Annotated in this window: 1 protein-coding gene; it reads right to left on the reverse strand. The window is 64.4% G+C overall.

The features are described from left to right. The coding region (locus EOA22_RS31820; RefSeq protein WP_164756118.1) for a ribonuclease E/G at positions 1-1,965 on the reverse strand (1,965 nt) is incomplete at both ends.

The raw sequence follows: 1,965 nt of genomic DNA on the forward strand, positions 1-1,965 counted from the left end.
GTGGCAGGAGTTTCGGAAACACCAACAGGGGCATTGTCGTCCGCTTCCGCGTCGCCATCTCCGGCGGCCGAGTCCGAGTCCGAAAACTCGCCGGCCGGAGCCGAGACGGAAGCACCGTCCGCAGGGGCGCCATGTTCGCGATCGCGATCCTTGCCGCCACGCCGACGCCGACGCTTGCGGCGCTTGCGGTCGCGGCCTTCGCCTTCCTCACCACCGGCAGCGGGCCGCGGCTGCTGTTGCTGCGGCTGCTGGCGTGGCTGTTCTGCCTGGATCGGCGCCTCGTCGTCTTCCTCGATGACGGCAATCTCATCCTCGGGCTCGTCCGGCTCGACATAGGCCGGGAAGCTGCGCGCCTCGACAAAGCCTTCCGGCTTTTCAGCCAACGCGCCGCGGAAGATCGCATAGTGCTGCGAACCCACCGAATCGTCGGCCTCGACGGTGATCGTCAGCCCGAAGCGGCTTTCGAGTTCCACCAGCGTGCCGCGCTTGTGGTTGAGCACGTAGAGTGCTGTCGCCGCCGGCGTCCGCACCGTGATGTGGCTGCGCGAATCCTTGAGCAGGAATTCCTCGATCGCCCGCACCACCATCAGCGCGACCGACGAATCGGAGCGCACATGGCCGGTGCCGCCGCAATGCGGGCAAGGCTTCATGGTCGATTCCAGCACGCTGGCGCGGATGCGCTGGCGTGACATCTCCATCAGGCCGAAATGCGAGATACGGCCGACCTGGATGCGCGCACGATCGTTCTTGAGGTGATCCTTCAGCCGCTTCTCGACGGAGCGGTTGTTGCGGTTCTCCTCCATGTCGATGAAGTCGATGACGATCAGGCCGGCAAGATCGCGCAGCCTTAGCTGACGCGCGACTTCCTCGGCCGCTTCCAGATTGGTGTGGAGCGCGGTGTCCTCGATCGAGTGCTCCTTGGTGGAGCGGCCCGAATTCACGTCGATGGCAACCAGCGCTTCGGTCTGGTTGATGATGATGTAGCCGCCGCTCTTCAGCGTCACTTGCGGCTGCAGCATGCGGTCGAGCTGTGCCTCGATGCCGTTGCGCACGAAGATCGGCGTCGTGTCGCGGAACGGCTGAACCACCTTGGCGTGGCTCGGCATCAGCATGCGCATGAAGTCCTTGGCCTCGCGGTAGCCTTCCTCGCCGGAGACAAGAATCTCGTCGATATCCTTGTTGTAGAGGTCGCGCACCGAGCGCTTGATCAGGCTGCCTTCCTCGTAGACCAGGGCAGGGGCCGTGGACTGCAAGGTGAGATTGCGGACATTTTCCCAAAGCCGCATCAGATATTCGTAGTCGCGCTTGATCTCTGCCTTGGTGCGGCTCTCGCCGGCGGTGCGCAGGATGACGCCCATGCCCTGCGGCACTTCGAGATCGGCGACGACCTCCTTGAGCCGCTTGCGGTCGACCGCGCTGGTGATCTTGCGCGAAATGCCGCCGCCACGCGCCGTGTTCGGCATCAGCACCGAATAGCGGCCGGCCAGCGACAGATAGGTGGTCAGCGCCGCGCCCTTGTTGCCGCGCTCTTCCTTGACGACCTGCACCAGGAGGATCTGCCGGCGCTTGATCACTTCCTGGATCTTGTACTGGCGGCGCACCGGCTTGCGGCGGTTGCGCACTTCTTCCAGCGCATCCTCGGCGCCGACCGATTCGACCTCGTGATCGTCCGGATGCGAGGACTGCACTTCTTCCAGCATGCCGCGATCATTGTCGCCGGAGGTCGCTTCGCTGCCTTGTTCGGCCAGCGGGACGGCTTCGGAAATCACATCGGCCTCGACCGAGGCGGCGATCGACGTCGGGCCGCCTTCGCGGATTTCGCCTTCGTCCTGCTCGGCCGAATCCTCGCCATGCTCGGACGCATCGGCATGTTCGGACGAATCAGCCGCATGTTCAATGATCTCGGACGTGTGCGAGATGTCCTCGACACCAGCGTCGGCACCTTCTTCTGCCTCGTCGGCAGCG

Origin of the sequence: Mesorhizobium sp. M7A.F.Ca.US.014.04.1.1, from assembly GCF_003998745.1 — a bacterium.
Taxonomy (GTDB): Bacteria; Pseudomonadota; Alphaproteobacteria; order Rhizobiales; family Rhizobiaceae; genus Mesorhizobium; species Mesorhizobium ciceri.